The 26,798-nt window shown below is 53.3% G+C and carries 31 protein-coding genes and 1 pseudogene; 14 read left to right on the forward strand and 18 right to left on the reverse strand.

Annotation, left to right across the window (positions count from 1 at the left end):
• Positions 1-121: 121 nt before the first annotated feature.
• The 3 genes from SPI6313_RS18545 (at position 122) to SPI6313_RS18555 (ending at position 2,923) form a co-directional block, all read left to right on the forward strand.
• Complete coding sequence (locus SPI6313_RS18545; protein WP_072622329.1) at positions 122-1,444, forward strand: GAF domain-containing sensor histidine kinase; 1,323 nt, start codon at positions 122-124, stop codon at positions 1,442-1,444.
• A gap of 199 nt (positions 1,445-1,643) precedes the next feature.
• Positions 1,644-2,402 (forward strand): 16S rRNA (uracil(1498)-N(3))-methyltransferase, encoded by a 759-nt coding sequence (locus SPI6313_RS18550; protein WP_072622330.1) that lies wholly within the window; start codon positions 1,644-1,646, stop codon positions 2,400-2,402.
• Positions 2,396-2,923, forward strand: a complete 528-nt coding sequence (locus tag SPI6313_RS18555) for a 3'-5' exoribonuclease domain-containing protein (RefSeq protein WP_072622331.1) — start codon at positions 2,396-2,398, stop codon at positions 2,921-2,923. Before SPI6313_RS18550 ends, SPI6313_RS18555 begins: the two co-directional genes overlap by 7 nt.
• A 285-nt stretch (positions 2,924-3,208) precedes the next feature.
• Here SPI6313_RS18555 and SPI6313_RS18560 read toward each other — a convergent pair whose 3' ends face one another.
• Entirely contained in the window at positions 3,209-3,406 is a 198-nt protein-coding gene (locus SPI6313_RS18560) for a hypothetical protein (protein WP_072622332.1), read from the reverse strand.
• Between the two features lie 164 nt (positions 3,407-3,570).
• Between SPI6313_RS18560 and SPI6313_RS23705 the strand changes: the two genes are divergently transcribed.
• The 3 genes and pseudogenes from SPI6313_RS23705 (at position 3,571) to SPI6313_RS18570 (ending at position 6,533) form a co-directional block, all read left to right on the forward strand.
• On the forward strand, positions 3,571-4,323 hold the full coding sequence (locus tag SPI6313_RS23705) for a tetratricopeptide repeat protein (RefSeq protein ID WP_072622333.1): 753 nt from the start codon (positions 3,571-3,573) through the stop codon (positions 4,321-4,323).
• A gap of 173 nt (positions 4,324-4,496) precedes the next feature.
• A pseudogene (locus SPI6313_RS25430) lies at positions 4,497-4,781 on the forward strand (tetratricopeptide repeat protein); the annotation flags it as partial.
• A gap of 420 nt (positions 4,782-5,201) precedes the next feature.
• Positions 5,202-6,533 carry a CHAT domain-containing protein gene (locus SPI6313_RS18570; protein ID WP_245788887.1) on the forward strand — a complete coding sequence of 444 codons (1,332 nt, stop codon included), beginning with the start codon at positions 5,202-5,204 and terminating at the stop codon, positions 6,531-6,533.
• On the opposite strand, the gene SPI6313_RS23710 is transcribed toward SPI6313_RS18570, so the two are convergent.
• The gene (locus SPI6313_RS23710) at positions 6,518-7,744 is read right to left on the reverse strand and encodes a transposase (RefSeq protein WP_175551102.1); all 1,227 of its coding nucleotides are present in this window, start codon (positions 7,742-7,744) and stop codon (positions 6,518-6,520) included. The two genes, SPI6313_RS18570 and SPI6313_RS23710, sit on opposite strands and share 16 nt — an antisense overlap.
• A gap of 58 nt (positions 7,745-7,802) precedes the next feature.
• Between SPI6313_RS23710 and SPI6313_RS23715 the strand changes: the two genes are divergently transcribed.
• Positions 7,803-7,943: a hypothetical protein gene (locus SPI6313_RS23715; protein WP_175551182.1), complete on the forward strand. Its 141-nt coding sequence runs from the start codon at positions 7,803-7,805 to the stop codon at positions 7,941-7,943.
• 22 nt (positions 7,944-7,965) lie between these two features.
• Here the strand turns inward: SPI6313_RS23715 and SPI6313_RS18580 are convergent, their stop codons facing one another.
• Positions 7,966-8,229, reverse strand: coding sequence for a type II toxin-antitoxin system RelE family toxin (locus SPI6313_RS18580; RefSeq protein WP_072622335.1), 264 nt, complete (start codon positions 8,227-8,229; stop codon positions 7,966-7,968).
• Positions 8,222-8,452, reverse strand: coding sequence for a hypothetical protein (locus tag SPI6313_RS18585; protein WP_217650660.1), 231 nt, complete (start codon positions 8,450-8,452; stop codon positions 8,222-8,224). The genes SPI6313_RS18580 and SPI6313_RS18585 overlap by 8 nt, the downstream gene beginning before the upstream one ends.
• Positions 8,453-8,570: 118 nt before the next feature.
• On the opposite strand from SPI6313_RS18585, the gene SPI6313_RS18590 reads away from it, so the two are divergent.
• Both SPI6313_RS18590 and SPI6313_RS18595 read left to right on the forward strand, forming a co-directional pair.
• Entirely contained in the window at positions 8,571-8,909 is a 339-nt protein-coding gene (locus SPI6313_RS18590) for a hypothetical protein (protein ID WP_072622337.1), read from the forward strand.
• Positions 8,910-8,945: 36 nt separating this feature from the next.
• Positions 8,946-10,406: a hypothetical protein gene (locus tag SPI6313_RS18595; RefSeq protein WP_072622338.1), complete on the forward strand. Its 1,461-nt coding sequence runs from the start codon at positions 8,946-8,948 to the stop codon at positions 10,404-10,406.
• A 3-nt stretch (positions 10,407-10,409) separates the two neighbouring features.
• Here the strand turns inward: SPI6313_RS18595 and SPI6313_RS18600 are convergent, their stop codons facing one another.
• From SPI6313_RS18600 to SPI6313_RS18660, 13 genes are all read right to left on the reverse strand, one after another.
• Entirely contained in the window at positions 10,410-12,854 is a 2,445-nt protein-coding gene (locus SPI6313_RS18600) for a phospholipid carrier-dependent glycosyltransferase (protein ID WP_072623226.1), read from the reverse strand.
• A gap of 59 nt (positions 12,855-12,913) precedes the next feature.
• A complete protein-coding gene (locus SPI6313_RS18605) occupies positions 12,914-13,378 on the reverse strand; it encodes a GNAT family N-acetyltransferase (RefSeq protein WP_072622339.1) in 465 nt (154 codons plus the stop codon).
• A gap of 7 nt (positions 13,379-13,385) precedes the next feature.
• A complete protein-coding gene (locus SPI6313_RS18610; protein ID WP_072622340.1) occupies positions 13,386-13,706 on the reverse strand; it encodes a 2Fe-2S iron-sulfur cluster-binding protein in 321 nt (106 codons plus the stop codon).
• A 148-nt stretch (positions 13,707-13,854) separates the two neighbouring features.
• Entirely contained in the window at positions 13,855-14,328 is a 474-nt protein-coding gene (locus SPI6313_RS18615; protein ID WP_084669111.1) for a phosphate-starvation-inducible PsiE family protein, read from the reverse strand.
• Between the two features lie 113 nt (positions 14,329-14,441).
• Positions 14,442-15,386, reverse strand: a complete 945-nt coding sequence (locus SPI6313_RS18620; protein ID WP_072622341.1) for a F0F1 ATP synthase subunit gamma — start codon at positions 15,384-15,386, stop codon at positions 14,442-14,444.
• 78 nt (positions 15,387-15,464) lie between these two features.
• The gene (atpA, locus tag SPI6313_RS18625) at positions 15,465-16,982 is read right to left on the reverse strand and encodes a F0F1 ATP synthase subunit alpha (RefSeq protein WP_072622342.1); all 1,518 of its coding nucleotides are present in this window, start codon (positions 16,980-16,982) and stop codon (positions 15,465-15,467) included.
• Between the two features lie 140 nt (positions 16,983-17,122).
• On the reverse strand, positions 17,123-17,671 hold the full coding sequence (atpH, locus tag SPI6313_RS18630; RefSeq protein ID WP_072622343.1) for an ATP synthase F1 subunit delta: 549 nt from the start codon (positions 17,669-17,671) through the stop codon (positions 17,123-17,125).
• Positions 17,668-18,195: a F0F1 ATP synthase subunit B gene (locus tag SPI6313_RS18635; protein WP_072622344.1), complete on the reverse strand. Its 528-nt coding sequence runs from the start codon at positions 18,193-18,195 to the stop codon at positions 17,668-17,670. Before SPI6313_RS18635 ends, atpH begins: the two co-directional genes overlap by 4 nt.
• A gap of 43 nt (positions 18,196-18,238) precedes the next feature.
• A complete protein-coding gene (locus SPI6313_RS18640; protein ID WP_072622345.1) occupies positions 18,239-18,718 on the reverse strand; it encodes a F0F1 ATP synthase subunit B' in 480 nt (159 codons plus the stop codon).
• Positions 18,719-18,792: 74 nt separating this feature from the next.
• A complete protein-coding gene (gene atpE / locus SPI6313_RS18645) occupies positions 18,793-19,038 on the reverse strand; it encodes an ATP synthase F0 subunit C (RefSeq protein WP_072622346.1) in 246 nt (81 codons plus the stop codon).
• A gap of 100 nt (positions 19,039-19,138) precedes the next feature.
• Positions 19,139-19,894, reverse strand: a complete 756-nt coding sequence (gene atpB / locus SPI6313_RS18650) for a F0F1 ATP synthase subunit A (protein ID WP_072622347.1) — start codon at positions 19,892-19,894, stop codon at positions 19,139-19,141.
• A gap of 68 nt (positions 19,895-19,962) precedes the next feature.
• Positions 19,963-20,409 (reverse strand): ATP synthase subunit I, encoded by a 447-nt coding sequence (locus SPI6313_RS18655; RefSeq protein ID WP_245788889.1) that lies wholly within the window; start codon positions 20,407-20,409, stop codon positions 19,963-19,965.
• Positions 20,410-20,683: 274 nt separating this feature from the next.
• Positions 20,684-21,856: a class I SAM-dependent methyltransferase gene (locus SPI6313_RS18660; RefSeq protein ID WP_072622348.1), complete on the reverse strand. Its 1,173-nt coding sequence runs from the start codon at positions 21,854-21,856 to the stop codon at positions 20,684-20,686.
• A gap of 193 nt (positions 21,857-22,049) precedes the next feature.
• On the opposite strand from SPI6313_RS18660, the gene SPI6313_RS18665 reads away from it, so the two are divergent.
• The 5 genes from SPI6313_RS18665 to SPI6313_RS18685 all read left to right on the forward strand — a co-directional run bounded on the left by SPI6313_RS18665 (position 22,050) and on the right by SPI6313_RS18685 (position 26,011).
• On the forward strand, positions 22,050-22,586 hold the full coding sequence (locus SPI6313_RS18665; protein WP_072622349.1) for a Dps family protein: 537 nt from the start codon (positions 22,050-22,052) through the stop codon (positions 22,584-22,586).
• Positions 22,587-22,630: 44 nt separating this feature from the next.
• Positions 22,631-23,401 carry a ChaB family protein gene (locus tag SPI6313_RS18670; protein ID WP_072622350.1) on the forward strand — a complete coding sequence of 257 codons (771 nt, stop codon included), beginning with the start codon at positions 22,631-22,633 and terminating at the stop codon, positions 23,399-23,401.
• Between the two features lie 94 nt (positions 23,402-23,495).
• Positions 23,496-23,960 (forward strand): hypothetical protein, encoded by a 465-nt coding sequence (locus SPI6313_RS18675; RefSeq protein ID WP_072622351.1) that lies wholly within the window; start codon positions 23,496-23,498, stop codon positions 23,958-23,960.
• Between the two features lie 153 nt (positions 23,961-24,113).
• Positions 24,114-25,523 carry a carotenoid oxygenase family protein gene (locus SPI6313_RS18680; RefSeq protein ID WP_072622352.1) on the forward strand — a complete coding sequence of 470 codons (1,410 nt, stop codon included), beginning with the start codon at positions 24,114-24,116 and terminating at the stop codon, positions 25,521-25,523.
• Positions 25,524-25,561: 38 nt separating this feature from the next.
• The gene (locus tag SPI6313_RS18685; protein WP_072622353.1) at positions 25,562-26,011 is read left to right on the forward strand and encodes a nitrate reductase associated protein; all 450 of its coding nucleotides are present in this window, start codon (positions 25,562-25,564) and stop codon (positions 26,009-26,011) included.
• Here SPI6313_RS18685 and xth read toward each other — a convergent pair.
• Positions 26,008-26,796 carry an exodeoxyribonuclease III gene (gene xth, locus SPI6313_RS18690; protein ID WP_072622354.1) on the reverse strand — a complete coding sequence of 263 codons (789 nt, stop codon included), beginning with the start codon at positions 26,794-26,796 and terminating at the stop codon, positions 26,008-26,010. The two genes, SPI6313_RS18685 and xth, sit on opposite strands and share 4 nt — an antisense overlap.
• Positions 26,797-26,798 lie beyond the last annotated feature (2 nt).

The raw sequence follows: 26,798 nt of genomic DNA on the forward strand, positions 1-26,798 counted from the left end.
CGATGTAGGGCGATCGCTAGTGAGGACATCAAAGATCATGCTGGCAATGCGATCGCATAATGGTCTTTTGTTCCGAACATTTGCAATCACGCCAGACTGGTTTTTTCGACACCCAATTGTCATGATTCCTGCCCAACCCCTTCCCAATGAAGCGGAGCGACTCAAAGAACTGCTACGCTATGACATTCTAGACACGCCCGAAGAGCAAGATTTTAATGATCTCGTGGATTTAGCAGCGCAAGTATGCGGTGCTGAGATTTCTTTAATTTCGCTGGTGGATGATCACCGGCAATGGTTTAAAGCTCGCCATGGCATTGATGCCTGTGAAACCCCAAAAGATCAAGCCTTCTGTGCCCATGCCATCCATGGCGATGACATTATGGAGGTTCCCAATGCCACCCAAGATGAACGCTTTTTTGATAATCCCTTAGTGACCCACGGCCCAGAAATTCGCTTCTATGCGGGCCAACCTCTTTATGCGGCTTCGGGCCATACGTTTGGCACACTCTGTGTGATCGATCGCTACCCTCGCCAACTGACACCGCTCCAACGTCAAGCCCTCAAAGTCTTAGCCCACCAAGTCGAACGACAACTTGAACTCCGCCTCCGGCAGCGACACCTAGAAGAAAGCCTCACGATCATCCAAGAACAAAAGCAGACCTTAGAATCGCTCAATACGTTAAAAGATCAGACCTTGGCGTTGTTGTCCCATGATTTGCGCAGCCCCCTCGCGTCTTTAGAATCAATTTTAGAACTGTTTCAGAATGGCCTCAGTGCTGAAGACGTGAACACCTTGATGCAGCAAATCCGCCCTGAATTAGAACAAGGCGTTGCCCATCTCAACCATGTGTTGCAATGGGCAGAGGATCAAATGCGGGGGGCAGATGTGGAGTTGTGTGCTTGTCCCCTGGCAGAGATTACGGCGGCGAGCTTGGCGTGGGTACGGCAAAATGCCCAGCGAAAAGGGGTTGATTTGGTCTGTGAATTACACACTACGCATTCTGTGTGGGGGGATGGGGAATTATTGGAAATTGTGTTGCGGAATTTGTTGAGTAATGCGATTAAGTTTTCTCGGCAGGGCGATCGCATCACGGTGTTTGCCGTCGAGCACGAGTCTCAGATTCGCCTTGGGGTCAGGGATGAAGGGGTTGGGATGACGGTGGAGGAACTGAAAAAAGTTCACTGTGTTTCGACTCGCTTTTCCAAACGGGGCACGCAGCAGGAAAAAGGCATGGGGCTGGGGCTTATTCTCTGTCAGTCCTATTTAAACCAGATGAAAAGTCAGTTAATCATTACCAGTGAACCCCATCGGGGTAGTGAATTTTCCTTTTTACTCGACGGTGTTCCGTTCCAGCCCCATGACCATAGTGCCGGCTGTGAGGACTGTCGCGACTGCAATCCTGTGCTGCTCTCCCAGGCTGACGTAGCGGTGTCCTCTCAATAAATTGCGACGGCTTGTACACAATGTTCTCAGGTTGATCTCGTCTGCGTTTAATCCCCCTCTGTCATCAAGGCAGCGAGCGAGAAGCTCGCACTACAGAGAATTCCAGGCAGGGTCGTGTGAGCCTCTGGCTCACTCATACCCCCTCGATTCGTAACTTTGGGTTATGTATAAGCAGTAGCAATAAGTTAGGAGGGTATTGATGGGACAGCACCTCTATCGCTTGGCGATCGCACCGATGCAGCAGCACGGCGATCGTATTCACCTCACCCCAGACCAACAGCATTATCTCTATCGGGTGCTGCGGTTGACGGCGGGCGATCGCTGCATTGTGATCAACGGCAGGGGCAAAGCCTGGATCGCTTCCCTGGCCGACGATTGGGCCACCTTGCTCAATCCCCTCGAACTCGGCACAGAATTACCCCACCCCCTGACCCTGATCGTGGCACTGCCGAAGGGGAGCGGCTTTGAAGACATCATCCGGAGCGGAACGGAATTAGGCGTAAGTCGGTTTCAGCCGGTGATCAGCGATCGCACCCTTTTAAAACCCAGTCCCCAAAAACTCACCCGTTGGCAACGCATCGCCCAAGAAGCCGCCGAACAATCCGAGCGGGCGATCGTGCCCGTCGTCCATGACCCGCTCCCCTTCCGCGACAGTTTAGACCCAGGAACTCAAACCACAGCCTTGATCGCCCTCGCTCGTGGTGATTCACCCCCTCTCACGACGGTTCTAAACTGCCTACCCCGATCCACTGAACTGGCGATCGCCACGGGCCCCGAAGGCGGTTGGACTCCCACGGAACAGGCAGCAGCGATCGCCGCTGGGTTTCGTCCCGTTTCCCTGGGGCGGCGCATTTTACGGGCGGTCACGGCTCCCGTGGCGGCGGCGGCGACGATTGCCGCCTGGCAAGAGCAAGACCAGGTTCATCCTGTTACGTCTGGGGAGGATTCGGGATGTTGATTTTTTTGGATACGGAATTCACCGGTCTCCATCAACAGACAACGCTGATCAGTCTCGGCCTCGTAGCGGACTGCGATCGCACCTTTTACGCCGAATTCAACGACTACGACCCCCACCAACTCAACCCCTGGCTCGAAACCCATGTGATACCCCATCTATTGTTTCCCGATTGTGAGCACCACACACCGAGCTTGGGCGATCGCCACCACCGCATGAAAAGCGATCGCGCCACCATCGCCAAAACCCTTGTGCATTGGTTCGCCCAATTCCACCGCATCGAACTCTGGGCCGACTGTCCCGCCTACGATTGGGTCTTATTTTGCGAACTCTTCGGCGGCTCCCAACAACTCCCCCCCGGCCTGCACTACAGCCCCTACGATCTCGCAACCCTATTCCACTGCGCGGGCTTGGATGCGACGTGCGATCGTGCTCAATTCGCCGGACTTTCCACCCTCACCCTCCACAACGCCCTCGACGATGCCAAGCTAGCCCAAGCCTGCTACCACAAACTCCAATCATGACGAATTTACCCCAGAAAAATTGATTCCGGGGGCAAGTTAAGGACTATTCTTGAGATGTATGAATCGATTTTTTTTGCGGTTGAGTTGGTGGATTTACAAGGCAAAATCTATAGGTTGGCAACGTTGCATGAGGAGCAATTGATCAAGTTGTAGTATCAACGCGCTTTTTGAGTTGTGAAGGAGGGGGTTGAGGATGACGCTGGAAAAATTTCTGTTCTTGGCGAATGGCTAGAATTGTGGGGCGATTCATCACCAATAGGGTCAATGTTGCTCGTTCAATTGCGGTCAACCCCACGACTTGCACTTCATCCCAAGCAAGGATAAAAATTCGGCGAGTTCGACGAGTCCGAGGGCTTCGGCTTGTTCATCTGGGGTGAGGGGCTGACCTAGATCCTGATGATCGAGGAGGGTTTGTAAACGATTTTGCAGGGCGGTGGGGAGTTGGAAATGGACGAGTTCGCTGGGTAGGGTGATGATGCTCATGAGGAGGAAGGCTCTCGATTTGCTTTTTCAGTATATGAATTTTTCAAGGAAACTGAGTTTCTTTTTACGGGGGTGCTAGGGGAGGGGACGCATCGTAGGGGCGCAATGTTTGCGCCCTTGGGGTTTGGGTTAGGATGGGGGGAGTTTTTTGAGGGGAAAGGCTGATGTGTTGGCTATTTCGACGGAAGAAGAAGCAACCCAAGGCGCAGGGGCGGGATTTTGTGGGGGCGTTACGGTCTGTGGGGGGGTTTGTGATTGGGGGGCAGCGGGGTTATGTGGCGTTGCAGGGGTTGCCGCGTTGTCGGGTGACGGAGGAGGAGTTAATTGAATGGGTGCGATCGGGGGAGGGGCGTGATCTGTTGTCGGTGCGGGAATGGGGGCGGTTGGCGGCGGCGGATTTGGGGGGGTTGAGTGAGGTGGCGGGGGATGTGGTGCGGGAGTTGGGGGGGGAGGTTGTTGAACCACCGAATAAACCTGAAAAAGACAATCCACCTATACCTATAAAGAATCCACCATCACCAACGGGCGGCACTTTTTATCGTCCAGACACATCCCACATCAAACCCGAAGCGAAAGAACTTTTTAACCAAGGGGTTGATCGTTATCAAGCAGGGGATTTAATGGGCGCAATTGATCTTTGGAGTCAAGCCATTGAAATTGACCCCAACTTTGCCTATGCCTACTACAATCGCGGCCTTGCCTACTCTAACCTGAAGCGATACGAAGAGGCGATCACCGACTACACCAGCGCCATTGAAATTGACCCCAACGATGCCTCTGCCTACTACAATCGCGGCAATGCCTACAATGCCCTAAAAAGGTACGAAGAAGCGATCGCCGACTACACCAGCGCCATTGATATTGACCCCAAATATGCCTATGCCTACAACAATCGCGGTAAGGATTCAGGTACTTGAAACGCAGTCACAGCAAGGCTTTCAAAATCGAGGTGAGTTCTAAACTAACAGTTCATTCTCAATAATTACGCAAGACTAGGGGTTACAGCCTTGTTTATTGAGAATAATAAAATAGCTCAAAATAGCTGAAACCCATACTGAGCAGTGCTTACAGCCAAATCCTCATGACCTGAATGCTTACCAATCGCGGCCTTGCCTACTCTGATCTGAAGCATTACGAAGAAGCGATCGCAGACTATACCAGAGCTATTGAAATTGACCCCAACTTTGCCTCTGCCTACAACAGTTTAGGCGTTGCTTTCAATAATTTGGGCCGATATGAGGAAGCGATCAGAAACTTAAACAAAGCTCTAGAAATTGATCTTGACCTCGCCCATACTTATTATGCTCGCGGCTTTGCCCACCGTAGACTGAAGCGATACGAAGAGGCAATTCAGGATCATGAAAAAGCAATCGAACTTGACCCAAAACTTTTTAATTCGTGGGATGATCGGGGTTGGGCACTTTATCATCAGTCTGGCTATCAAGCAGCCTTAGAAAATTGGAATGAGGCCTTAGAGAAACACATCAAGCCAGATGTTGAACCCTTGGGTTGTGCGATTCTTCATCAGAGCAAGGGAAAAGCTTATGCTGATCAATCTAAGAAGTATTTTGGCGCGTATTCCTCTATTGAACAGGACTATAAAGAACGGCCGCTTTTTTCGTGTAAAGCGACAAAAAGCTATGCAACTGCTTATGATTTGATCAAAGATCATCCTAGATATACAGAAAACATATTGAAAATCCTTTTAGATTGGAGTATTTCGCTCAAGGCTCTAGGACTTGTTGAAAATAGCAATAAAAGGGTATTAGAAGCCATCCAACGTATTAACAAAAGAATGCTGGAGTTTGCTGATCCCTTCTATCGAAAATATTTGCGTCTTGAATTTCAATCTCTTTACTTTTTAGACGTCGATCGCCTCATCAGCCAAAACCAACCCTGGGAAGCCCTGATCGAAGCCGAACAATGGAAACGCCTTGCCCTCACTTGGCTCCAAAACCCCAACGCCGACCCCCAACCCCTCACCCGCGAAACCCTCCAAACCGCCATCGGGCAACTCTGCCCCAACCCCCAAACCGCCATCCTCTACTGGCATCTCAGCCCCGCCCAAATCACCATCTTCCTCCTCCGCCCCCACCAAGACCCCCAAATCATCACCCCCATCCCCACCGATCCCCCCTTCACCCCCACCACCCAAACCACCGAAAACTTCACCGAATGGCTCAAACACTACAAAACCACCTACAACCAAACCCGCAAAACATCCTCCGAAAAAGTCCCCCTTCCCAAGGGGGATTTAGGGGGATCACAATGGCGCGATGAACTCCCCCCACTCCTCGCACCCCTCCCCAACCTCCTCAACATCCCCCAAATCCTTGAACACCTCCCCACCATCGAAACCCTCATCCTCATCCCCCACCGCGACCTCCATCTCCTCCCCCTCCACGCCCTCTTTAATTCATCAAACGTCCCCCTTGCCAAGGGGGATTTAGGGGGATTCCGCATCACCTACCGCCCCAACCTCACCCAACCCATCCCCACCCATTCCCCCAACCCCGACCCCACCCTCCTGATCATCAAAAATCCCCAAAGCACCATCGCCACAGGAACCCTACCTTGGGCAGAAACCGAAGTAGACAGCCTCAGCACCCTCTACACCAGCACGATCATTAAACGCCCCAACGCCCACCTTGCCCACATCACCCCACACCTCACCCAACCCCATCATCAATTTCACTTCGCCGGCCATGGCAACAGCGATCCCGACAATCCCCTAAAATCCTGCCTCTACCTCAACAACAAAGACACCCTCACCGTCGAAACCCTCCTCACCCTCAACCTCCCCGCCTACGATCTCGTCAGCCTGTCCGCCTGCGAAACCGCCCTCACCAATACAGGAGAATTCATTAATGAATTTGTGGGCCTACCCAGTGCCTTCCTCAAAAGCGGCGCAAAACAAGTCCTCAGTAGCCAATGGTCTGTCGAATCCTTCCCCACAACCCTCACCATGATCGAATTCCATCGCCGCTATCGGGCCGGAATGCCCGCCGCCCAAGCCCTCGCTGAAGTGCAAATCTGGCTCCGAAACCTGACCCGCGAAGACCTCCAAACCTGGCTCCAAACTGCCCAAACCCTGATTGACGGACAAAAGATTCAGTCAGGGGAGTAAGAAAAAGAGCAAAACTGGAATTCAAGGCGATAAGAGCGTTGCCGATGCTGAGGACGAGAAGCCATAGCCGGTTCAGGGTCAGAATTAGAAAAGAAAGCAACAAGCCGAATCAAGCGCCAGCCCTCAAGGAGAGCAGTACGAATCCACTCAAGACCGATACGAAAATAGCTATTGCCGCGAAACCAATGGGGGTCAACCCAGCGACGCTTGCCCGATTGGACAACCTCAAGACCCTGAGCTGAGACATAGAGAGTCGCCAGAGCCAGAATGAAGCAGAGACGGGAAAGAACACAAACTGAGCGAAGTTGGGAAGATTGGAGGTGCCAACCCCCAGACTGGTCATCGAGAAACGCCTCCTCGATATCAAACCGGAGACCATACTCAGCAAAAGTCTGGAGGTGGGTCGGTTCATCACTGACAACCGCCCAAAACTCGCCATTGACATTGTTGCGACCGAAAATGACATGAACCGGACCATACCATTCACCTTTGTGAAGTTTGACGTTGTGCCAGCAGAGGGCTTCACCGGGTTTGAGATGAAACGCTTTTGGTTGGCTCCAGCCCTTGGCAGAGTGCCAAAGCCAGGTATTGCTTTTGATGCGGATGCGATAATGCCAGCCGAAGGTGCGCACCAGCGTCATAGTCTCCGTCTGCACAAAGCCACGGTCAGCCAGCAGCACCACCTTCACCCCTTGCGGTAGGAGTCGAGCGACATCTTGGAGCAGTTCTCGGTAGGTGTTGGCGGCAACCGAGGCACTGGGATGAGCCAACACACGCCAGCCTAGGGGTAAAGCACGACCGCGATGCACCACAGCCACCCGAATCAGACAATACTCATCCCAAAATAGTGAGGTGTCTAAGCTCAGGTACATCACCTCATCCTGCCAATCGGCTAAGGCGGCTTTGATGATGGGTTTGTAGAGTCGATGAATATTGATGCGGCTATTGCCCAGCCAGCGTCGGACTCGCCGCTGTTTACTTTGGGCAAACAATCCTCGACAGGGCAGATACGGCAGCCATTTCGTGAGGTTGACTGCTCCGGTTTGGATGACGGCGATGACCATCCAGATGCAGGTAGTCAGGTGGCTCAGATGCGCCCAGGGGATGTCTTGACCCAACCAGGTTTTCAGGGCATTGTAAATTTGGGAGTTTTTTTCACAGTTCTCCAGAGTTTTGTTGTGGTAACTCAATTCTAGAGGACTGACTCCCATTTCTTAATTCTCTGTATTTCAGTCAGGGCAACCTCTTTAGCTATCCCTACCACTTCTTTTGTCAGTCAATCAGGCCCAAACCACTTGGCCCAACGAACTACTCTGGCGAGACAAACTCAATGAAATTGAACCATGGCCAGCGGGACACCAACCCTATCAAAACCCCTACTATTGGGCAGCCTTTATCGTGACGCAATAGGAGATCTGAATCAATGGCAACACTAAGCGTTATACGCCTTGCTGCGGTGGGCGATCGCCATCACCACAACCTGAACTTGCGCATCATTGATCCGATACAACAATCGATAATCCCCCAAACGATAACGATAGTAGCCCGATAGCTCACCCTTGAGTGCTTTGATATTCGGATGGTGACGTGGATTTTGTTCAAGCTGCTCTAAACAGCGGGCAATTTTCTTGGCGAGTATTTGGTTAGCCTTCTGGTAGGTTTTTTGCGCATCAGCACTCAGGAGAACTTCATACATCAGAGCGCAGCGATCGCCAATTTTGAGCCGTAGCGTGGGGTGTTGCCTCCAGTTGTCGAACCCGCTCCAGTAGACCCGGAATACTTAACATCTCTTGGGTTGCAGCCTCACTTTCCTGATCAGCCAAATAGGTTGCGCAATCCGTGAGTACCTGCAACTGCTCCAGAGAAAGCTGACCCATCAACAGAGTGAGTTTATTTTGAAGTTCTGCGACCGATGCCATAGCCATTTCAAAAATTTTCCCTCAATTGTACTCGACTCCTTGCCCAGAAAACACCGCCATCGCCAGCCATGCCCCTAAAATAAAGCTATGCAATCACCACACCTCCCCCCCTAACACCATGGACGATAGCGACCTGCTCACCCTCAAAGCCTTCACCGCTGCCTACATCGCCAACGATCGCCCCCCCATTCCTGAATTACTGGGGATTCAAGCCGACCTTGAGAATCGGGCGAATGAATTAGATGCGATCGCCTGCAATCATAGCCAACTTTGCAACGCTTATCAACAAGCGCGAACCCTCCTAATCAGTGCCGCCAGCACCCGCAAAGCTGGCTTGAATGTAACTCCAATACCACCCGTAAACGATGACAGCAAAGACGTAGAAAATTTGGTGCGTGTGTTGGATGAGCAATCTAAAGCAGAATTGAAGTCAGCACTCCAAGCACCGGAAAATTAAACCTACGCTGAGACTTCATGGGGAAGGAAAAGTTCTGTGACACAATTACCCGGCTTACGTTATCTCAATCTAGACATCTTTTGCTTCGATCATCGTGAAGGTTTGGGGCAAGATGGAGAAAAGTTAGCAAGCAATCGTGAGCAGTTCTTAACACGCATTGCCAATCCACCCTTGAGTGATGAAGAGATTAAGACCTTCAAAGGTCGTGATCAAAATAGCACAAGGTTCGCCTACCTCTTACCAACACCCTATATTCAGGCCTTTAAAGAACCTCTTGATGGCTATTATTCTCCTGCTAAAATTGGCGATAGCTACGGGTTACAGATTAATTGTTCGGGCTATCGGGATTGGGCAACTAAAACCTGCACGGCCCAAGATTTACAAGAAATTCATCAAATTATCAAAGAACGCCATCAAACGCCGGGTCAACTGGGAGAGACTTGGCTGATCTGGGGCAAACTCACAGAAGCTTGTAGTGATGATTGTTTAACTCAACTCGCTCAAGAGCTTTTGAAATCCGTCCGTCGTGACATCCCTAGCAACTGGAATGAGCAACAGCAAAACCAAGGCAAATGGCAAGAGGCAACTCTATTTGAACTGTCCGAAATTCCCAACCAACCCCTTCCCCTCCAGCAAGAAAAACCCCAAATTTTAATTGTCCTTTTCCCGCATCATTTAAGCGATGAAACTCTCTTGAATGCAGTGCAAACCCAACTCTATCCAGAGCTGATGCAGGTCGCCTACTATCGCAGCAAAATCCTCTGGATTTATCACCAAACCCGCGAGATTAAACAAAAACTCAAAAATCAAGCCCCTGAAATCCAGAAGACTACAGCGATCGTCAAATCCAGCCCACAAGAAAACTCAAACCGATTGGATAGTCTACAATCACAGCTAGAAACAGGGTTTGAGATTTATCAACGCTATGTCACTTGGCTCAGTTATTTAGATGAATATCGCTACGCACTCCAGGTAAACAGCGATAATTATCAAAAACGATTTTGCCGATTCTTAAACATTGACTCTCCCCAAAAAGGGGGCTTTTTCCTAACGTTTCAAGACTACGTTACCGAACAATTTATCCCCCAAGTCACCAACGATTTCAATACATTATCAGTCAGTTCAGCCTTACTGGATAATTCCCTCAAAACAACGGAAGGGTTCATTCGTCTCGAAGAAACTCGTGTCCAAGCGGCTCAACAGGAACACGATCGCGAGCAACAGCAACAGGAGATTGATCGCGATCGCAACCTCCAGATTGTGATCACAGCTATTGGGGGCGGTTTGGGTGTGGCAGGGGTGACGGCCACGGCTTACCCCTACATTCGTCCCACTCCTGAGGAAGCGGTGCCGATCCTGCCCCCCTTCAGTACGCCTCGCCTGCATCCAGGGGTGGAGTCCGTGGGGGTGAGTTTGGGGTTGGGGGTGCTCTCGGCGGTGGTGGTGTATGGGGTGTTACAGTTCGGCCGAACCCTTAGGGGGCGCGATCGCCCCTAGGGATTAGAGGATCGGGCGTAACTCCTGCCAGGCTTTCCAGAGATTGCCTTGCATGAGGGCGGCGATGCCGTCGAGGGCTTGATAATCGGGGTTCGTGGGGTCGTCTTGGCGGGCGAGGGCGATCGCATCGGCGGCGCGGCGGGGTTGCCAGAGGTAGAGATGGACGAAGGCGACGTAGGCGTGATGGATCGGGGTGGCGGGGGCGATTTTGGCTAAGTGTTGCATTGTGGTGAGGGTGGTTTGAGCGTCTTCCTGGAGACCGGCGGCGAGGGCGAGGCTGTAGAGGGAGGCGCGATCGTTGGCGTTTTGTTGGAGACGGTAGCGGCTGGCGGCTTCGGCTTGGACGAGATAGTCCTGGATCGGGTCGTATTGGTTGATCCGGCCAATCTGTTGAAAAATCGGCTCTAGGCCGGGGCGGCCTTGGGGGAGGCCTTGGGCGAGTTGGCGCAGTTGGGTGACGTAGTCCAGTTCCGGGGCAGGTTGGGGGTCGGCGGCGGGGTCGAGGCGGATCGTGGTGCTAGGAGGGGTGAGGATTTCGGCTTTGGCAGTGGTGCGATCGAGGAGGGTGACGGCGATCGCATAGTCACCCGCTGGCAGATCGGCGGGGGGTAACATGGCGAGATTTTCCACGACCCGAAACCCAGCATCGGGGGCGATGGGTTCGGCGGTGTGGAGATTACCGAGGCCAATGCCGTGATCGTGCGTCCAGGCCTCACCTGTGGCGGCGATCCAGGTGACGATCGCGACGCTATTTTGCAGTTGTGCCCAAGGGCCTGTCCATTCGTAGGTGATCGGGATGGGTTGACCGGGGGGAGCGCTGGCAGGAACGTTAACCCGTTGCAAGATCACATGTTGCCGTTGGCGGTCTTGGTTGATGACGCGCACGGGGGGATTGCGGCGATGGTGGAGGGTGATCACGGTTTGATCGGCGGTCGTCCATTGGCCTTCGGGTTTAAAGCGGGGATCGGCGGCGATCGCATCTCCTAACGCCACATGTTCCGGTCGCGCCGCATCATTATGTTGACTTTGGGTGATGAACCAGAGGTGCGATCGCTCATCCTGCAAGAGGTGATCCTCACTGCCGCCCAACTCCCGACCATAGACCTGGAAGTTCTCCCGGTTGCCGTAATAGTTGAACGTGTTGTGGTTCAACGCTGGGGTACTGGGCACAATCGCCACCGTTGAGCGCAGATAGGGAGCCGTTGCGACAACTTCATCGACGATCGCCGTCAACGGGATCGACGGTTGAGCATGAAATGACTTTGTGATCAGGTCTGGTACTTGGCGCGTCACCTCCCCCAGTTGCGGAATTGGGTAAAGACTACTCACCATCAAAAACGCCGCCGCCCCCACCGTCAGCCAGCGCACCCCCACCAACCAACGCCGCCACTGGGCTAACCCCTGGGCCAAAATCACCGCCAACACGGGCAGATAGGGCATCACAAACCGCGAATCCTTATTGAAAATCGCCGAACAGATCAAATACGCCCCCCCCCAATAAAGCAGCAACCACGCCACGCCCTGCCGTTCTCGCTGGGCAGTTTCATCGGCTCGCCGCCCCGTGGTAAACAGCCAAAACAGCAGCCCCACCGCTGGCACGATTAACAGCACCCACGATGCGGCTTGGGGCAGTTGCCGGGCGTAGTAGCTCCAGGCGGCCCAGGTGTTGAGGGGGGGATCGCCTTCGAGGGAGGCGGGGATGGCGTTGGCGTTTTGGGCGGTACTGAAGAGATAGATCCAGTTGGTGTGATACCACGGCCCCCAGATCGGCAGGGAAATCACGCCGCTCAACAGAAGTTGTAGCAAGCGTCCCCACTGTTTGCGCCACAGACTGCCCCCCGTCACCCAGATCAAGGGCGTGATCAGGAAAAACATGACATTTTGTTTGGTCATGATCGCAAAGCCGAGGCTAATGCCGAAAATGACGGCCCAACGCCATTGTTGCGATCGCGCCTCCTCCCCCCACCAAATCGTTAGGGTCGTAAAGGTCAGCACCGTTAACGCCGTCACCCCCGTATCCAAGAGGTAATCTAAACGGTAAAAATACAGCGTCGGCATCAAGACTGTGATCCCCGCTGCCCACAGTCCCACCGTGCCATCAAACAGTCGCCGCCCCAGGTGATAAACCGCAATCAACAGCAAAGCCAGATACACCAAATTCACCGCCGCCGCTGCATCCAACCCCACGCCAAACACCTGTTGAAACGGCGCTGCCAGGGTATAGGTGAGGGGCGGATATTTATGGGACAGTCGCCAAAAGTTGAGCCACCAATCGCCATCGGTGAGTTGAAGCGTTTGGAGGGCGTTGAGGTGGTTGAGGGAACCGGTGAGGTGGTGGCTCATGTCCCAGGCGGGAATCGTGCGATCGAAGGCTAACCAGAGGCGATCGTGAATCGCAGTGAGTAGCCAGATAATGCCGAGAATTTTTAAATCTTTGGCGTGGGACATGGGGAGATTTAACAGGGGTTCGACCCCTGAGCCTAACACCTTGCGGCGGTCTCAACAATTCATCCTGACGTGATCTCGTTTGGGATCTGCTCCAGGACTTTGCTCATTTTGATGTGGGGAATCCCGGCTTCTAAAAATTCTTTGCCGTTAATCGTGAAGCCAAGGCGTTGATACAGTCCCTGAATGTAGGCTTGGGCGTTGAGGGTGATTGCTTGGTAGGCGTGGGTTTGGGCGTAGTCGAGGGCGGCTTGGGTGAGGGCGGTGGCGATGCCTTGGCCGCGGGCTTCAGGGAGGACGGCGAGGCGTTCGAGTTTGAGGGTGGTTTCGTCCAGGGGGCGGAGGCGGAGGGTCGCCACGGGCTGACCTCGCCAGTGAGCGAGGAAATGGGTGGCGATCGCATCCTGGCCATCAAATTCCAACTCTGCCGGAACGCCCTGCTCTGCCTGGAACACACGGGTGCGAATCTGGATTAGGGTTGGCTCGGCTGCTGTGTAGGGGACGATCGCCACGGTGAGATCAGGCATGGAAGGCTTAGGAGGGCTGGCCAAATTGGCGATCGTAGAGTTCATCCTCTTTGCCGGCTTCCACGGTGACATCCGACCGAGGATAGGCGGTGCAGAGCAACACATAGCCTTCGGCTTGCAACTCGGATGAAACGCCCATCGCGTCGGGCTGTTCCACCGTGCCGCTCACCACTTTGGCGGCGCAGGTGGTGCAAACCCCCGCGAGACAGGAGGAGGGCAGTTCGATGCCGCTATCGAGGGCGACTTGGAGGATGGTTTGGTCTTCGGGGACTTGAACCGTGCTCGTTGCGCCGTTGTGGTTAATCGTGACAGTGTAGGTCGTGGACATTGTGATGCGTGGAATTACGAAATGGTGTAGATGTTGTGGCGGTTGAGTCTGGTCGGCGATCGCCATAACGTGGCAATCATAGCAAGTTGGGCGGGGCTTCTGAAAGACAATACTGCCCGAATCCTGTCCCCAGCCGATGGTGATCGGCCTATTTTGAAGCTTGTTTGCGGTTGGGAATGGAGATGAAAAAGTAACTGAGGGACAGGAGCAAGACCGTGACCCCGATCGCCATCAGGTCATCGGAGGACGATTTCTCAAGGTCAAAAATAATCACTTTACGAGCGATCGCAATAATCGCCGTCACAATCACCAACTCTAACTGGATCACATGGTTCTTTAAATACGCCGTGATATTATCCAGCAGTTCCAGCGCAATTAAAACATTTAAAAAGAGGCCAAAGGCATCAAATAAGCGTGTTTTCAAGGGATCAGACGAGTGAATGAACCATTCTTGCACTAAAAAGACAGAAATATCATACAGGGCAAAAAAGATCAGCCCAATCATAAAAATTGACAGGATTTTTGAAACCAAACTTTCCATGAATTTCAACATCACGAGAAATTCATTGTTATTGCGAGCGAGTTTACCAAGCCAGCGAAAAAAGTGACGAATTGAGCGCATCTCCTGTAACCTAACGAAAAAATAGTGGCATCTCAGAATTACCACGATTAAGCATAAATAAAACGCCTGATCGGGGTCAGGCGTTACAACTCTTTTCAACTCAAAATGTAGTTTTAAAGGGCATTCGCACCCGCAACCACTTCGAGCAGTTCTTGGGTAATGGCGGCTTGCCGGGCTTTGTTGTAGGACAAGGTTAAGGTTTTGACCAACTCGCTGGCGTTGTCGCTGGCGTTGTTCATCGCCGTCATCCGGGAGGCCAATTCACTGGCGGCGGATTCTTGTAAGCCGCGCAGCAGTTGGTTGTTGAGATACAGGGGTAACAGGGCATCCAAAATTTGGGTGGGATCTTGTTCAAAGATCATGTCACGGGGATAATCGTGGGATTGCCCTGAAACCGATTCTCGCTCAATTTCAAAATGACCACTTTTAGAGGTGAGATGAAAAATTTCATCATCGCTGTTTTCGAGGCCTTGGGGGGACAAGGGCAAGAGGGTTTGAATCACAGGGCGGGAATTGATCAGGGACACAAATTTGGTGTAGATCAATTCGACGCGGTCTACGGTTTCGGAGAGAAACAGGGAGAGCAAGTAATCAGCAATGCGGGAGGCTTCGTCGGCGGTGGGGATTTGCTCAAGCCCGATGTAGGTTTGGGCAATGGGGGCTTTGCGCCGTTCGTAATATTGAGCAGCTTTGCGGCCGACGAGGATCAGTTTGTAGTCGTAGCCGTCGGCTTTGAGTTCGGTGATCCGGGCTTCGGCTTGTTTGATGATGTTGGCGTTGTAGCCGCCGCAGAGACCGCGATCGCCAGAAATGACTAAGAGTCCGACGGTTTTCACCTCCCGTTGTTTGAGGAGGGGTAGGTCTACATCTTCAAATTTGAGCCGACTTTGGAGGTTGTAAAGGACTTCTGCTAAACAGTTGGCAAAGGGGCGGGTGGCGTTGACCTGTTCTTGGGCGCGGCGGACTTTGGCGGCGGCCACTAGGCGCATCGCTTCGGTGATTTTGCGGGTATTTTTCACCGAGTCGATGCGATCGCGAATTAATTTTAGGTTAGGCATTTCGTTTTAATATCCAGACATCGAAAAATAACCACAATCAGGGACAAACCGCAGCGGTGTCCCTGATTGCTTAATCCCTTAGGCTGAAACCATGAAGGTTTGCTTGTACTCATTGATCGCGTCTTTGAGCATCGCTTCGGTGGCATCGCTGAGTTTTTTCTCGGCCTTCACCGTATCCATGAACTCGGTTTTGCTCGTTTTCAGATACTCACGGAAACCGAGGGCAAAGTCAGCCACCTGATCAGCGGGTAACTCATCGAGATAGCCGTTAATCCCGGCATACACCAGCGCCACTTGTTCCGTAACGGACAGGGGAGAGTATTGGGGCTGCTTGAGCATTTCCCGCAACCGTTGACCCCGTTGCAGTTGGGCTTGGGTAGCTTCGTCGAGGTCGGAGGCGAATTGTGCAAAGGCTTCGAGTTCCGCGAACTGGGCGAGTTCGAGCTTCAGTTTACCGGCCACTTGCTTCATCGCTTTGATTTGCGCCGCCGATCCCACCCGTGACACGGAAATCCCCGCGTTGATCGCCGGGCGGAAGCCGGAGTTAAACAGGTCAGAGGATAAGAAGATCTGACCGTCGGTGATCGAAATCACGTTGGTGGGAATGTAGGCGGACACGTCACCGGCTTGGGTTTCGATGATCGGCAGGGCCGTCATGCTACCGCCGCCGAGTTCGTCGCTCAGTTTTGCGGCGCGTTCGAGGAGACGGGAGTGGAGATAGAACACGTCGCCGGGATAGGCTTCACGACCGGGCGGCCGACGGAGCAGCAGCGACATTTGACGGTAGGCTTGGGCTTGCTTGGAGAGATCGTCGTAGATCACCAAGGTGGCTTTGCCGTTGTACATGAAGTATTCTGCGATCGCAGCCCCGGTATAAGGAGCCAAATATTGCAGGGTTGCCGGGTCACTGGCGTTAGCTGCCACCACCACGGTGTAGTCCATCGCGCCCCGTTCTTGCAGTTCACCCACCACTTGGGCAACGGTGGAGGCCTTTTGACCCACTGCCACATAGACGCAGATCACATCTTCGCCTTTTTGGTTGAGGATCGTGTCCACCGCCACAGCGGTTTTCCCGGTTTGACGGTCACCAATGATCAATTCCCGTTGACCGCGACCGACGGGAATCATCGCGTCAATGGCAGTGATCCCGGTTTGCATCGGTTCATGGACGGAACGGCGTTCAATAATGCCCGGTGCGCCGGATTCAATCAGGCGGCTTTCGGTGCTGGCAATATCGCCTTTGCCGTCGATCGGTTTAGCGAGGGCATCGACGACGCGGCCCACCATCGCATCCCCAACCGGGATTTGAGCGATTTTGCCGGTGGACTTGACGGTGCTGCCTTCTTGAATACCGAAGCCGTTCCCCATCAACACCACCCCGACGTTGTCCTCTTCGAGGTTGAGGGCGATGCCGACGGTTCCGTCTTCAAATTCGACGAGTTCCCCCGCCATAACACTTTCTAGCCCGTAAATCAGGGCGATGCCATCTCCGACTTGGAGCACGGTTCCCACATTGGAAACTTGGACATCTTGGTCATAGGATTCAATTTGTTGACGAATAATGTTACTAATTTCGTCCGGTCTGATACTAACCATAGGGTTCACTCTTGTAAATCTTGGTTTGTCGTAGCTTTGTTCTGGCATCTGTTGCGATCGCAACATCCCCCAGGGTGTCGATCCGAGTCGCCTCGGATTGAATGAGTGTGTCGGGCTAGGCCCAACCCCACCCGTAACGATTAGACATTGAGTTGCATGCCGATGCGTCGCAGTTGACCCCGTAAACTGGCATCAAAAACCTGAGACCCAACCCGCACAATCAACCCCCCTAAAACACTGGCATCAACAACGATTTTCAGTTCAACGCTTTCGGCGCTGATTAACTGACGCACCTTGGCTTCAATGGCATGGCGTTGATCGTCGTTTGGCTCTTGAGCAATCGTCACTTCGGCGAGTACCGTTTTGTTCAAGACGCGCAAAATGGTGAGGTATTGCTCAATCACCGCCGGTAAAAATGCAATGCGACGGCGATCCACTAGCAGCATCAAAAAGTTGAGCAAGTCGCGATCGCAATCCCCCAAAATCTGACGCAGGACATTTTTTTTGTCAGCGTCATCAATCACAGGGTTGGTGATGAAGTCTTGCAGTTCCGGTGACTCCTCTAAAAGCTGACCCAAACTGCGAAATTCATCCCCAATGTAACCGGTGATGTCGCGGGCTTGCGCCAGAGACATTAACGCCTGGGCATAGGGTTCAGCAATTTCACTACTGACTAAGCTTCCCTTCATGACTGTCCTCCGATTTGAGCAATACAGCGATCCACCAACCGGGTTTGGACGGATTGATCTTGGAGGCGATCTTGGAGTTGTGCTTCTGCCTTTTGCAGGGCGATCGCACTAATCCGTTGGCGCAGTTCTGCGATCGCACGATCTTGCTCAGAACTGAGATCCGCCGCCGCCGCTGCCTTGATTTTCTCAACATCGGCAGCCCCTTTCGAGAGCACCTCTTGTTTCGCCCGTTCTGCCGTTGCTTGCGCTTCGGTGCGAATCCGTTCGGCTTCGGCTTGAGCTTGGGCGAGCTTCTGTTGGGCATCCGCTAACGTCGCCGATGCCTGCGCAGCCCGCTGCTCCGCTTCTGTAATCGCAGTTTCAATTCCGGCCCGCCGTTCCCCCAGCATGGAGCCGAGGAACGAACGACCAAAATAAATTAAAACCCCGATAATAATGATGAGGTTGAGTAAATTCGTTTCGAGAATATCAAAATTCAACCCAATACCCCCTTCTGAGGAGGCTAGGTATAAGCAAATTCCCATGATCTATGATCTGTTATTGACCTTATCTTGACGCGCTTGGTAATTACACCAACTCCGGCCCTAAGAGCTTTTCGAGAATCTGACGAGTCAGGGCATCGACCTCTCCTTCTAAGGATTGGAACGCTTGGGCCTTTTGCGCTTCAATTTCTTGAGCCGCAGCTTCCCGTTCTCGTTGCACCTGTTGCTGGGCTTCTTGAATCTGGGAGGTCACGATTTTTTGAGCGTCTGCCTGGGCCGCCGAGACCACCGCTTGGGTTTCTCGTCGTACCGTAACAAGCTCTTGCTCATACTGTTTAGCGAGGGCGTTTGTCTTTTCGAGCCGTTCTTTGGCGGCCTGTTGGGTTTGCCGGATATATTCGGCGCGATCGTCGATCGCTTTCCCAATCGGCTTGTAGAACAGCACGTTCAGCAAAACGACCAGCACCAAAAACTGTACGGCCATTAACGGCAATGTCGCATCAAAATCGAACAGCCCTCCGGCTTCTTCAGCCGCTTCCGCCAGCAAAATTGTCCACTGTATCATTGCTATGTTCTCTTGCTGAATAGATTGAAACGGGCTAGGGGAGGAGCGATCGCCACCCCCCTAGAATCTCCCGACTACGAGAAGGGGTTCGCAAAGAGGAGCACCAAAGCAACCACCAAACCGTAGATGGTGAGCGCTTCCATAAATGCCAAACTCAGCAGCAAGGTGCCTCGGATTTTACCTTCAGCTTCCGGCTGACGCGCAATCCCTTCCACGGCTTGACCAGCAGCATTACCTTGACCAATCCCAGGGCCGATTGCAGCTAAACCAACAGCTAAGGCAGCAGCAATAACGGACGCAGCAGCAACTAAACTATCCATGATTTTCTTTTCCTTTGTCTAATTGAAACACTGACAAAAACAATTACCCACAATAACCGCCGGGTCAGCGGGGACTCAAACAGGAACCGAGATAGCCCGATTAATCGTGCTCCTCGCCACCGTGACCTTCCATTGCTTCACCAATATAGGCTGCCGCTAATGTTGCGAAGATCAACGCTTGGATTGCACTCGTAAATAACCCCAAGGCCATCACGGGCAGGGGAATAAATAACGGCACAAGTAACACCAGTACCGCAACCACCAATTCATCCGCCAGAATATTTCCGAAAAGACGGAAGCTGAGGGAGAGGGGCTTGGTAAAGTCTTCGAGGATATTAATCGGAAGTAAAATCGGGGTAGGTTCAATATACTTGGTTAAGTACCCCAACCCTCGTTTCTTAAATCCCGCGTAAAAATAGGCCAACGAGGTGAGCAGCGCGAGAGCAACCGTCGTATTGATGTCGTTGGTTGGCGCAGCCAGTTCACCAGCCGGGAGGTGGACCAATTTCCATGGCACCAGTGCGCCCGACCAGTTGGACACAAAAATGAACAAGAACAGCGTGCCCACAAAGGGAACCCAGGGACGATACTCTTTCTCGCCAATTTGGTTTTTTACCAAATCCCGCAAGAATTCGAGCGCGTATTCCATGAGGTTCTGTACCCCACTCGGTACCCTTTGGATGCTACGAGTGGCTGCGAGTGATGCCAACACCAGCACCGCAATGACAAACCAAGAGACCATAAACACTTGGCCATGAACCTTGAGGTTGCCGATCTGCCAGTAAAAGTGCTGACCCACTTCGAGTTCAGCTAAAGGGAAGAAGGTGAGACCCTTCAAACCAGTGAGAATTTCCATTGGGCGTAAGTTCCCCAACTTTTTAAGGACAAGCTAGGTATCAATCCCAAGTCCAGCGTGGGCATTATTTATGATGACGATACAGGACGTAACGTAGACTGCACTACATAAATAATGATGGCGGCTTTATAGGTGATGAATCCTAGAAATATAGGCACAATATGTAACGTCTGCCATTGGGTGGCGATCACGATTAGTCCAATGAATGGAGCTAGTCGATTCGAGCCAAGCCGCTTTTTCTGAACCCCGATTCGTTCCACATCTCGCGCCAACATGCCTAAATAAACAACACCCACGCAGGCTCCAATCAAATAATTGAGAGCTATATTGAGGGAGTAGGTGATCCAGACGGAAATGAAAACCACAGCAGTGATGCCGAGGGTAACCCAGAGGAGGGTTTGTTTCAACTGGTAGTAGTCCTGCATGGCAGAACTGCTATTAGCGATCGCTGGATCGGCGGGGGAAGGCGCAGTTTCAGACTCAGGGACTGAATTGGCGTTAGGCTCATTCACCATTAGGCTTTGTCATAGTCATACAAATGCTATCCGTTGCTGACAGCGATTAACGACCCACTGCGTATTTGACTACTAGGGGGTGATGTTGAACCAGTGACTGTTAGGCAATGAATGGCAATTTGTCTGTGCCGATTGAACATGATGGCTCGTATGTTCCGAGCCAAGTGAAATCTTATCACGGTGCGGGATCAATTCTTAAAAATTTGTGTATGGGGGAAGGGGTTGTGTTTGGGGGTTGAGGTGCGATCGCCCACTCTCGATTGTCGCCGTCAATTCACCCCAAAACTAAGAGACGTTGCCGCCACAGTTGCCGCACGGTGGCCAGGTCAAGGGGGAGGGATGCCACCAGTTGGCCAACGCTTTGTTCACCGTCGCAGGCTTCGAGGGCGGCGAATTCGGCATCGCTGAGTTGGATCAGTTCGTAGTCGTCATTGAAGAGGCTGAGACTGGGCCAGCCATGGAGACAGGGATGCAGGCGCGGGACAGCGGCAAGGAGTTCGGCATCGTCGGCCCAATCGGTGGGGGTGAAGGGGGGACGGGCGAGGAAGAATTCGTAGTGGGTGACGGATTTGGGGTCGAGGAGTTCGATCAGGCGGTAGCGATCGCGCTCCACCAATGCCTGCCCCCGTGCCATCAAGTCGGAGGAGGGGCCAAGCAATCGCTCTAATTGCCAAAACTGCGGATTAGAAAAACCAACGAATTCCAACCCCGACGCATCGATTAATTCAAACAGGCTCTGGATCGTGTAGTCCACCTCTTGGGGATGGACGTACATGTCCGCGAAACATTCATCGCGGCGATTTTCCCCCGACCAGCGTTCTTTTTCCCGCTGGACGAGGGGGTTCTGTTCCGGGAGGGTGGCAAAAATATCACGCCCCACGGCCACGCCATCGGTGTAGTCGCCGCGCTTGTTGCCTTGGAGGAGGGCGATCGCTTCCTGCATCAGTTGAATTTCCCAGCGTCCCAAGGCCGCATAGACAAAAATATGCATCAAGCCACCGGGGGCGAGTTTTTGGGCAATGGATTGAATCCCAGCGATCGGGTCGGGCAAATGGTGCAACACTCCGACGCAGTTAATTAGGTCGAATTCCCCTGGTAGTTTGAGCGCGGCTTCTTCGAGGGGCATCTGGCGAAAGGTGACGCGATCGGCTCCAGAACGCCGACACCGTTCCCGCGCTACGGCCAACGCCCCTGCACTGAGATCAATAGCGGTCACCTGCGCCTGGGGGTTGAGATGAACCAGATAATCCGTGCCGTTCCCCGTGCCGCAGCCTGCGTCGAGGATTTGAATATCTTCCCGTGCCGGACTGCGCCCGGTGCAAAAACTGTGGGCGGCCACCCAAGTCCAGCGCCAGTTATAGCCGGGGGGCGGGGCATCGGAGAGGGGATCGGGGGGGAAAGGGTAGGTATTGTAGAGCTTGGCGACGGCGGCCTGAATGTCGGACATGGCGAGTCAACGGATAACACGAGTGATGAGTGTGCCTATTATCCCATTCTCTTCAGCCTGAGGGAGAAAAACGCAGCATTCTGTCCAAACGTCTTCCTTTTGATAGACCGGGAATCTCCCTCGATCTAGAGATGTCAAGGCGGGGGGGATTTCGGTGTAATGGGAAGTGAAGTCAACGAGGTACACATTGTTTATGCGTACGATCAATATCGGTTTAACCGACAACCAACGACAGGGTGTAGTGAGTTTACTCAACGCCAATCTAGCGGACTTCTACCTGTTGTCAATCAAAACGCGGAAATACCATTGGGATGTGGTAGGCCCGCAGTTCCGCACGCTCCATGAGATTTGGAACGAGCAATACGAAATGATCGCGGCCAACATTGATGCGATCGCTGAACGAACCCGCGCCCTAGGGGGTTATCCCATCGGGACGGCGGCCACCTTCTTGCAACTCACCACCCTCCGGGAACATCCGGGCGACTTACCCAGCGCCTCCGAAATGGTGTCCCGCCTGGTGTTAGACCATGAGCAAATCATTCGGAATTTGCGATCGCACATTACCCAGTGCAGCGAAAAATTCAACGACGAAGGCACAGCCGATTTCCTCACGGGCCTGATGGAAGCCCACGAAGACATGGCCTGGATGTTGCGATCGTTCATCGACGGTGAACCCGTTTCTCCCGATTCTGCAATGCAGCCCCACGGTGTCGCCACCCTCAAAGTGTAATCGCCCCTCCCAATCCAGCGAACTTGTCGAAACTTGGAGGCCCCATGGCATACACCGCAGAACGAACGATCACCGCAATTTTCACCACAGAAGCACAGGTCAGAACCGCCGTTGACCGCCTCATCGAGCGAGGCGTAGATCGTGAACACCTCTCGGTGATGGGACGTAATTTCCAGTCCGAAACCCGGATTTCAGGGTTTATCACGAAAAAAGATGTGATTTTAGGCGGACTCCGCACGGGGGCTGTGTTCGGGTCGCTGTTCGGCAGTATCCTCAGTCTCTTTACGGGGATCGGCGTTCTCTTCATCCCCTTTGTGGGATCTGTGGTGGCGGCTGGGCCGATTAGCTCCATTCTCTTAGGGGCGGCTACGGGTGCGATCGCCGGTGGAGCCGGAGCCGGTTTAGTTTCATTCCTCACCACATTAGGCATGCCGAAAGACAAAGCCGTCCTCTATCAAACTCGCCTGCAAGCCGGTGAATACGTCCTCATGGCCGAAGTCCCGGCGGCGAAATCCGGTGAATATCAACTTTTGATGGAAAGTGTAGGCGGCGACGAAATCCACATTGCCGAGCAAGCCCTACCCCGTCCCTGTCCCGGCCCCTGTGAGTCTCTCGAAGACTTATCTCCGGAAATTCGGACGCACCTATCCGAAGACGCGCAACAGGTTTTCATCGCGACCTACAACCAGCAGCTTGAGGCGACCGGCCGCGAAATCGAAGCCGAACAAGCCGCATGGCAAGCAATCCATGACCAGTTTGAGGAAGACGAAGCGGGCCGCTGGAAAACTCGCAAGCGTGAAGCCGTCACCGCTTAACGCCTGACGTGATCCCCTTTGGGGAACCCTGGTGAGAGCGATCGCCCCGCGATCGCGCTCCACCTCTGTTGTGAATTGGAGAAAATATATGACTATGCGACAACTCGTTAAAACCCTACGCCTCCCTACCCTGGGCATTGCAACCTTGGCACTGATCTTGGTTCCCGGTTGTGGTGAAACCGCTGGCCCTGTCATTGATGGGAGTGGTGATGCCCGCGTTGAAGACGTGGTGGATAACCGGGTCGAATGGGATGGTGAAACCATTGAGCTATCGGGTGAAGTGGAACAAATCATTGCGCCGAACGCCTTCGTCATGGGCGAAATCAATGACGTTGACTTGGGTGGCGAACCAAAGGTGCTCATCGTTGATGTGGCAGCAACCCAAGGGCTGGAGCTAGAACAAAACGTGCGCGTCATTGGCGAGGTTCAATCCTTCGTGGCTGAAGAAGTGGAACGCGATTACGATGTCAAATGGGATGGCGACATCCGCAAAACCCTAGAGGTCGAATATGAGGGTAAACCCGCCGTCATTGCGAAATCGACCCTAGCAATTGAATAATCACATTGGCTGATCCTGCCCCTTCGTCGGGTAGCATTTGCTAAATTCATGAGGCCGTCCTGGCGATCTAGATTGCCAGGACGGCTATTCCACAAGCGGATGATTCGGCAATGAATCTGATCCGATCGCACCCCTAACCCCCCCAAGGCCATCATGACTTCTCCCGCGACAAAACCCGCTTGGCATCAAGTCCTCAACACCCCCGGCCAGGAATTCCCTCCAACGAATTTATCCATCCTAGACGGTGCAATTCCTCCCGATTTAAGCGGCACACTCTACCGCAATGGCCCAGGTCGGTTGGAGCGGGGCGGGGAAACGGTGGGGCATTGGTTTGATGGGGACGGGGCTATCTTGGCGGTGCAATTTGCTGGCGGTCAGGCCCAAGCGACCTATCGCTATGTGCAAACGGCGGGCTATCAAGCAGAGGCGGAGCGCGATCGCTTCCTATTCCCCAACTATGGTCGTCAAGCCCCCGGCCCCTTGTGGAATAATTGGCTGCGGCCCGTGAAAAATGCGGCGAATACCTCCGTGATCGTGTGGGGCGATCGCCTCCTCGCCCTCTGGGAAGGGGGACAGCCCCACGCCCTCGATCTCGATACGTTAGCGACTTACGGCATTGACTCCCTTGGCCTCGATAACACTCCCTTTTCCGCCCATCCCAAACGCGACCCCCATAGCGGCGAAATCTATAACTTTGGCGTTACCCCCGGCCCGAAAAATACCCTCCACCTCTACCGCCACAATGCCCAGGGCCAACTCCTCAAACAGGGAACCTTTGCCCTTGATGGCTTGCCCGTGCTCCATGACTTTTGTTTGGCGGGGCGGTATTTGGTCTTTTTTGTCAGTCCGGTGCGGGTGAATTTATTAACGGTGATTTTCGGCCAGGGGAGTTATTGCGATGCGATGGCGTGGCGGCCGGAATTGGGGACACAGATTCTGATTTTTGACCGCGACACCTTAACCCTTGTCACCCAAAAAACCGCCGATCCTTGGTATCAATGGCACTTTAGCAACGGCTGCGAACATCCTAACGGCACGGTGCAGATCGACTATGTTCACTATGACGACTTCACCACGAATCAATATCTAAGAGAAGTGCCCTCTGGCGTGATTCGCCATCCTGCCCCCGGCAGTCTCCGCAGCCTCTGCCTTGATCCCCGCACCGGCGCGATTATCCACCAAACGACCCTCTGTGAAACCTGGTGCGAGTTTCCGACGGTACATCCGGAGCAGGTGGGGCAACCGTGGGCGCGATCGCATTTCTCGGTCAAAGTGGGGCCGAATCCAGAGCAGGAACTCTATCGGGCCTTGGGGACGTGCGATCGCACCACCGACACCCTCACCATTACCGAACTCGGCCCCCACCACTACCCCAGCGAACCCGTCTACATCCCCAACCCCACCGGCCCCGACTCTCTGATCACCGTCGTCTACGATAGCCACACCCACCAATCGGAAGTCTGGTTATATCACAGTGACGACATCACCGCCGGGCCAATCTGTCGCCTCGCTCTCCCCCAACCCATTCCCCATAGTTTCCATGGAATTTGGCGGGTGCAATAATTTTAGAGATCACAATCAGGTCAAATAAAGGGGATGTCATGACGTTTTTTCAATTTGAGCAGGATTTTGTTGAATCCTTGCGCTGTATTCCGATGCGAGTGCGGATGAAGCTTGATACCTGCGGGGTGAAGTTAAAACTGGATCACTGGAATCGCTTCAGTTTAGACGAACGCCAAACGCTTGTTGATCAACCTTGCACAACGGACAGCGAAGCCACGCTCTACCGCGACCAGTTACAAGCCATGGTGATCGCGCACATGGGCAAACCTGCGTCAGAATTAGAAATTCCCGCCGCTCCCCCCTGGTTAGACGTGGGCAAGATTCCCGCAGCGGTGACTGAACAGGCGGCCAAGGTGGGATTAACGATTACGCTTGAGCAATGGCAATCACTGCAACCGGATCAACGATTTGCCTTAATTAAACTCAGTCGGCCCAGTCATGAAAATCGCAATTTTAAACCCGCCATGATGGAGTTTGGCTTAGCTTAATCACGCAGGTCAACGATGACGGGGGTGTGATCGCTGGGTTTTTCGCGGCGGCGGGGTTCGAGGTCGATGGTGCAGGATTGGGCGCGATCGCACAGGGCATCGGTCAGGTAAATATGGTCAATCCGCCAGCCGCGATTCTTGGCAAATCCACCTTGGCGATAGTCCCACCAACTGTAATGGCCACCGTCGGGGGTAAAGTGCCGAAAAATATCCGTGAAGCCTAAACCCAGCACCGAGGCCAGGGCTTCCCGCTCTGGAGGCGAGGCCATGATGTGCTTGTCTTTGCCATCGGGTTTATAAATGTCGCGGTCATCGGGAGCCACATTAAAATCCCCACAGACGCAGAGATCCGACACAATGGAGCTTTGCAACTGGGCAAGATAGGTTTGCAACGTGGCAAACCAGCGCAATTTGTAGTCATATTTTTCACTCTTGATCGCTGACCCATTGGGCACATATAAATTCACCACCCGCACCCCACCAATCACCGCCGTAATCACCCGTTTCTGCTCATCGAGATCCGTCTCTTCCCCTAGAACTGCGCCGAATCCCGCGCTGATCTCGGTCATCGGTTGACGGCTAAAAATGGCCACGCCGTTATAGGATTTTTGCCCCGAAATTGCCAACTGATAGCCAATCTCTTCAAACGGTGCGCAGGGAAAATCCTTGTCCACCACTTTCGTTTCTTGCAGACAAAGCACATCCACCGGATTCGCCGCCAGCCAATCCAGGACAATGGCTTGACGGCTGCGGATTGAGTTGACATTCCACGTTGCGATTTTCATGA

Source organism: Spirulina major PCC 6313 (genome assembly GCF_001890765.1).
Lineage (GTDB): Bacteria > Cyanobacteriota > Cyanobacteriia > Cyanobacteriales > Spirulinaceae > Spirulina > Spirulina major.